This is a genomic window from Hydrogenophaga sp. 70-12 (genome assembly GCF_001897365.1).
Taxonomy (GTDB): Bacteria; Pseudomonadota; Gammaproteobacteria; order Burkholderiales; family Burkholderiaceae_C; genus Hydrogenophaga; species Hydrogenophaga borbori.
This window is the reverse complement of record NZ_MKSS01000381.1, coordinates 1-5,885: the sequence shown is the minus strand read 5'-3', so window position 1 is coordinate 5,885 and position 5,885 is coordinate 1. Positions and strand designations below refer to the sequence as shown.

Annotated in this window: 5 protein-coding genes; all 5 read left to right on the top strand. The window is 69.8% G+C overall.

The genetic code is table 11. The annotated features are described in order from the left end of the window. The first annotated feature begins 29 nt into the window (after nucleotides 1–29). Nucleotides 30–1,121, top strand: a complete 1,092-nt coding sequence (serC, locus tag BGO22_RS19400; RefSeq protein WP_070398186.1) for a 3-phosphoserine/phosphohydroxythreonine transaminase — start codon at nucleotides 30–32, stop codon at nucleotides 1,119–1,121. Between the two features lie 4 nt (nucleotides 1,122–1,125). Then, entirely contained in the window at nucleotides 1,126–2,226 is a 1,101-nt protein-coding gene (gene pheA / locus BGO22_RS19395) for a prephenate dehydratase (RefSeq protein WP_070398187.1), read from the top strand. Next, complete coding sequence (locus BGO22_RS19390; protein ID WP_070398188.1) at nucleotides 2,226–3,104, top strand: prephenate dehydrogenase; 879 nt, start codon at nucleotides 2,226–2,228, stop codon at nucleotides 3,102–3,104. The genes pheA and BGO22_RS19390 overlap by 1 nt, the downstream gene beginning before the upstream one ends. A gap of 14 nt (nucleotides 3,105–3,118) precedes the next feature. Further along, nucleotides 3,119–5,245 (top strand): bifunctional 3-phosphoshikimate 1-carboxyvinyltransferase/cytidylate kinase, encoded by a 2,127-nt coding sequence (locus BGO22_RS19385; RefSeq protein WP_070398189.1) that lies wholly within the window; start codon nucleotides 3,119–3,121, stop codon nucleotides 5,243–5,245. A gap of 179 nt (nucleotides 5,246–5,424) precedes the next feature. Further along, nucleotides 5,425–5,885: S1 RNA-binding domain-containing protein (locus BGO22_RS19380; RefSeq protein WP_286852254.1), on the top strand; the 461-nt coding region annotated here is incomplete at its 3' end.

Here is a 5,885-nt window from a genome sequence, read left to right as displayed (position 1 = left end):
GACAGCGGCGACGCCGCGCCGGCCGCGTGATGGCGCGGCCCTACAACTTCTCCGCCGGTCCGGCCGCGATGCCGGCCGAGGTGCTGGAGATCGCCGCGCGCGAGATGCTCGACTGGCACGGCACCGGCATGGGCGTGATGGAAATGAGCCACCGCGGCAAGGCCTTCGGCGAGATCGCCGCCCAAGCCGAGGCCGACCTGCGCGAACTGCTGGCCGTGCCCTCGCACTTCAAGATCCTGTTCATGCAAGGCGGCGGCCTGGCCGAAAACGCCATCGTGCCGATGAACCTGTCGCACGGCGGCGTGGTCGACTTCGTGGTCACGGGCGGCTGGAGCCAGAACTCGCTGAAAGAGGCCGGGCGCTACGCGCGGACCCATCTGGCCGCGAGCAACGCCGACAGCCGCCACACCACCCTGCCCGACCCGGCCAGCTGGCAACTCTCTCCCGACGCGCAGTACGTGCACATCTGCAGCAACGAAACCATCCATGGGGTGGAGTTCCAGGCGCTGCCCGACCTCAAGGCCCTGGGCAGCCATGCCCCGCTGGTGGTCGACTTCTCTTCGCATGTGGCCTCGCGCCCCGTGGACTGGACGCGCGTCGGCCTGGCCTTTGGCGGTGCGCAGAAGAACCTGGGGCCGGCCGGTCTCACGCTGGTGGTGGTGCGCGAGGACCTGCTCGGCCACGCCCTGCCCATCTGCCCCAGCGCCTTCAACTACAAGACCGTGGCGGACAACGCCTCGATGTACAACACGCCGCCCACCTACGCGATCTACATCGCGGGCCTGACCTTCCAATGGCTCAAGCGCCAGGGCGGCGTGGCGGCCATGGAGGCGCGCAACATCGCCAAGGCCAAGCTGCTGTACGACTTCCTCGACCAGTCGCCCTTCTACGAAAACCGCGTTGCGCCCGACTGCCGCTCGCGCATGAACGTGCCCTTCTTCCTGAAGGACGAGTCGCGCAACGAGGCCTTCCTGGCCGGCGCACAGGCGCGCGGCTTGCTGCAGCTCAAGGGGCACAAATCGGTCGGCGGCATGCGCGCCAGCATCTACAACGCGATCCCCATCGAAGGCGTCCAGGCCCTGGTGGACTACCTGCGCGACTTCGAAAAGGAAATGGCCTGATCCGATGGCAGCTTCACCGCAACAATCCGAAGCCCTGGGCGAACTGCGCGTTCAGATCGACGCGATCGACCAGCAACTGCTGACACTGCTGAACCAGCGCGCGCTGGTGGCCGAGAAGGTCGGCGAGCTCAAACGCCAGGAAGGCTCGCCCTTCTTCCGCCCGGACCGCGTGGCCCAGGTCATCGAGAAGATCCAGACCGCCAACCCCGGCCCGCTGCTCAACCAGCACGTGGGCGCCATCTGGCGCGAGATCATGTCGGCCTGCCTCGCGCTGGAGACGCCGCAGCGCGTGGCCGTGCTGGGGCCGCAGGGCACCTTCTGCGAGCAGGCGGCCATCGAGTTCTTCGGCAGCGCCGCCAACCTGATCCACTGCGCCAGCTTCGACGAGGTCTTCCACGCCACCGCCGCCGGCACGGCCCAGTTCGGCGTGGTCGGCGTCGAGAACACCACCGAAGGCGTGGTCGCGCGCTCGCTCGACCTGTTCCTGCGCTCGCCCGTGCACGTGGTGGGCGAGGTGAGCCTGCTGGTGCGCCACAACCTGCTGTGCCGCGAGGCCTCGCTCGAGGGCATCGAGGTTGTGATGGCCCACCCCCAGGCGCTCGCGCAGTGCCAGGGCTGGCTGTCGCAGCACCTGCCGAACGCCGAGCGCCGCGCCGTCTCCAGCAACGCCGAGGGCGCGCGCCTGGCCGCCGAGGACCCGCGCTTCGCCGCCCTGGCCAGCGAGCGCGCCGCCGCGCAGTTCGGCCTGCACATCGTCGCGCACGCGGTACAGGACGAGGCCTACAACCGCACGCGCTTCGCCATCATCTGCCTGCCGCAGACCCTGGCCATGCCGCCCGCCAGCGGGCGCGACTGCACCAGCCTCGTGGTGTCGGTGCCCAACCGCCCCGGCGCCGTGCACGACCTGCTGGTACCGCTCAAGCAGCACGGCGTATCCATGACGCGCTTCGAATCGCGCCCCGCCAAGTCCGGTCAATGGGAGTACTACTTCTACATCGATCTCGCCGGCCACCCCTCGCAGCCGCACGTCGCGGCCGCGCTCGAAGAACTGCAACGCCTGTGCGCCTTCTACAAGGTGCTGGGCGCCTACCCGGTGACGGAATGATGTTTGAGCAACTCGGACTGATCGGCTGCGGCCTCATGGGCGGCTCCTTCGCGCTCGCGCTCAAGCGCGCCGGGCTGGTCAAGCGCGTGGTGGGCTACAGCAAGTCGCCGTCCACCACCGAACGCGCGCGCCAGCTCGGCGTGATCGACGTGGAAGCGCCGTCCGCGCTGCTCGCCGTCTCGGGCGCCGACCTGGTGCTGCTGGCCGTGCCGGTGTCCGCCACCGAGGCCACCTTCAAGGCCATCCGCCACCTGGTGCGCAACGACGTGCTCATCATGGACGTGGGCTCCACCAAGCGCGAGGTCATCGACGCCGCGCGCCGCGTGCTGCGCGAGCAGGTGGGCGTGTTCGTGCCAGCCCACCCCATCGCCGGCAAGGAGCTGGCCGGCGTGGACCACGCCGACCCCGACCTCTACACCGGCCGCCAGGTCATCCTCACGCCCATCGAGCGCACCCTGCCCGCGCACCTGGACAAGGCCGAGAAGGTCTGGCGCGCGCTGGGCTGCCAGGTCAAGCGCATGACGCCCGAGGGGCACGACGCCGCCTACGCGGCCATCAGCCACCTGCCGCACCTGCTGGCCTTCGCGCTCATGAACGCCATCCAGAAGCAGGACGAGGGCAAGGACTTCCTGGCCCTGGCGGGTCCCGGCTTCCGCGATTTCACCCGCATCGCGGCCAGCGACGCCGCCGTCTGGCGCGACATCCTGCTGTCCAACAAGGAAGAGCTGGTCTCGCAGTCGCGCCATTTCCTGCGCGCCCTGCAAGAGCTGGAGGCGGCGATCAAGAACAACGACCCCGACGCGCTCGAAACCTTGATCGACCAGGCCAGCGAGGCGCGCGCCGGCTGGCGCATGACGGCCGTCAAGCCCCAGGGCTGAGCCGCCGACCGCGCATGTTCGACATCCCCAGCCTCGACCTCCCTTCCCTCATCAGCGCCGGCGGCCGCGTGCGCCTGCCGGGCTCCAAGAGCATCTCCAACCGCGTGCTGCTGCTGGCCGCGCTCAGCGACGGCCCCACCCTGGTCGAGGACCTGCTCGACTCCGACGACACGCGCGTGATGCTCGCGGCCCTGCGCCAGCTGGGCTGCACCATCGAAGAGACCGGCCCGGCCAGCGTGCGCGTGCAGGGCCTGGGCGGGCGGCTGCCGGTGCGCGAGGCCGCCCTCTTCCTGGGCAACGCCGGGACCGCCATGCGCCCGCTGACGGCCGCGCTGTCGCTCCTGGCCACGGCCCAGGGCGCACGCTTCGAGCTGTCCGGCGTGCCGCGCATGCACGAGCGCCCCATCGGCGACCTGGTCGACGCCCTGCGCCAACTCGGCTGCCCGGTGGCCTGCCTGCAGAACGAAGGCTACCCACCGCTGCGCCTGGGCGACGGCAGCACGCACCCGCTGCGCCTGGACGGGCCCATCCGCGTGCGCGGCGACGTCTCCAGCCAGTTCCTCACCGCCCTGCTGCTCGCGCTGCCGCTGGTGGCGCAGGAGCGCGACGCGGTGATCGAGGTCACCACCGAGCTCATTTCCAAGCCCTACATCGAGATCACGCTCAAGCTGCTGCAGCGCTTCGGCGTGGATGTGCGGCGCGAGGGCTGGCAACGTTTCACCATCCCGCGCGGCAGCCGCTACGCCTCGCCGGGGCGCATCGCCGTCGAGGCCGACGCCTCCTCGGCCAGCTACTTCATCGCGCTGGGCGCGATCGCGCCTGCCACACCGGGGACCGACGGCGTCGTGATCGAAGGCGTGGGCACGGACTCCATCCAGGGCGACATCCGCTTCATCGAGGCCGCGCGGCTCATGGGCGCCGAGGTCGAGGGCGACGGCAACCGCCTGCGCGTGCGCCGCGGCGCCTGGCCGCTCAAGGCCATCGACCTCGACTGCAACCACATCCCCGACGCGGCCATGACCCTGGCCGTGATGGCGCTCTACGCCGACGGCACCACCACGCTGCGCAACATCGCCAGCTGGCGCGTGAAGGAAACCGACCGCATCGCCGCCATGGCCATCGAAGGCCGCAAGCTCGGCGCCACCATCGAAGAAGGCGCGGACTTCATTCGCGTCACGCCGCCCGCGGGCCCCGCCGCCGGGACGCCCCAAGGCGGGGCAGCGCCCTCGGAGGGTAGCGAACCACACGCAGTGGGGAGCGTGGGGGCCTACGGATGGCGGCGGGCCAGCATCCACACCTACGACGACCACCGCGTCGCCATGTGCTTCTCGCTCGCGGCCTTCAACCCGGCCGGCCTGCCGGTGCGCATCGAAGACCCCAAGTGCGTGGGCAAGACCTTCCCCGACTACTTCGAAACCCTGTTCGGCGTCTGCCACACGCCGGCCGAGCGCATCCCCGTCATCTGCATCGACGGCCCCACCGCCTCCGGCAAGGGCACGCTGGCGGCCGAGCTGGCCTCGCGCCTGGGCTACCACCTGCTCGACTCCGGCGCCCTGTACCGCCTGGTGGGCCTGGCGGCCGAGCGCGAGGGCCTGTCCACCACCGAAGCCGACCTGCGCGAGCCCGCCCATGCCGAGCGCCTGGGCCGCCTGGCCGCCGGCCTGGACGTGCGCTTCACCCCCGGCAAGACCTGGCTGGAAGGCGAGGACGTCACCGAAGCCCTGCGCGCCGAACCCGCCGGCATGGCGGCCTCGCGCGTCTCGGCCGTGCCCCAGGTGCGCGCCGCCCTGGTCGACCTGCAACTGCAGATGCGCCACCTGCCCGGCCTGGTGGCCGACGGCCGCGACATGGGCACCGTCATCTTCCCCGGCGCCCCGCTGAAGATCTACCTCACGGCCAGCGCCGAGCAGCGCGCCCAGCGCCGCCATAAGCAATTGATTTCAAAGGGAATACCGGCTATACTCGACGACCTTCTGGCCGACCTCAAGGCGCGCGACGCTCGCGACATGAACCGCGCGCACGCTCCCCTGAAGCCGGCCGAAGACGCGGTGCTGCTGGACAACTCCGAACTGGACATCGAGCAATCGGTGCAATTCGTGTTGAAACGCTGGCACGGCCAACAGGCTTTCCCGGTCCGCTGAGCAAGCCACCCCCAGGCCCCGAAGACCCCGCCGGATGTTCCCCGTCCGCAGGTCCCAGGGATCGTCAACCAACCCGCCGTGTTCCACACGGCACAACGCTACACCGCCCACCCGTCGTCACCCGCGCCGCCCCCTGCGGGCCTCCGTGCGCCGACACCAAGCGGTTTCAGGAAAACCCAATGTCTGAATCTTTTGCCGCCCTCTTTGAAGAGTCCCTCAAGCGCGCCGAAATGCGCGCGGGCGAAGTCATCACCGCCGAGGTCGTTCGCATCGAACACAACCACGTGGTGGTCAACGCCGGTCTGAAGTCGGAAGCCTACGTCCCGCTGTCCGAATTCAAGAACGACCAAGGCGAACTCGAAGTGCAGGTCGGCGACTTCGTGTCCGTCGCCATCGACTCCGTCGAGAACGGCTTCGGCGACACCCTGCTGTCGCGCGACAAGGCCAAGCGCCTGGCCTCGTGGATGGCCCTGGAAAAGGCCCTGGAGTCGGGCGAATTCGTCACCGGCACCACCACCAGCAAGGTCAAGGGCGGCCTCAAGGTCATGGTCAACGGCATCAGCGCCTTCCTGCCGGGCTCGCTGGTCGACAGCCGTCCCACCAAGGACCTCACCCCCTACGAGAACAAGACCCTGGAATT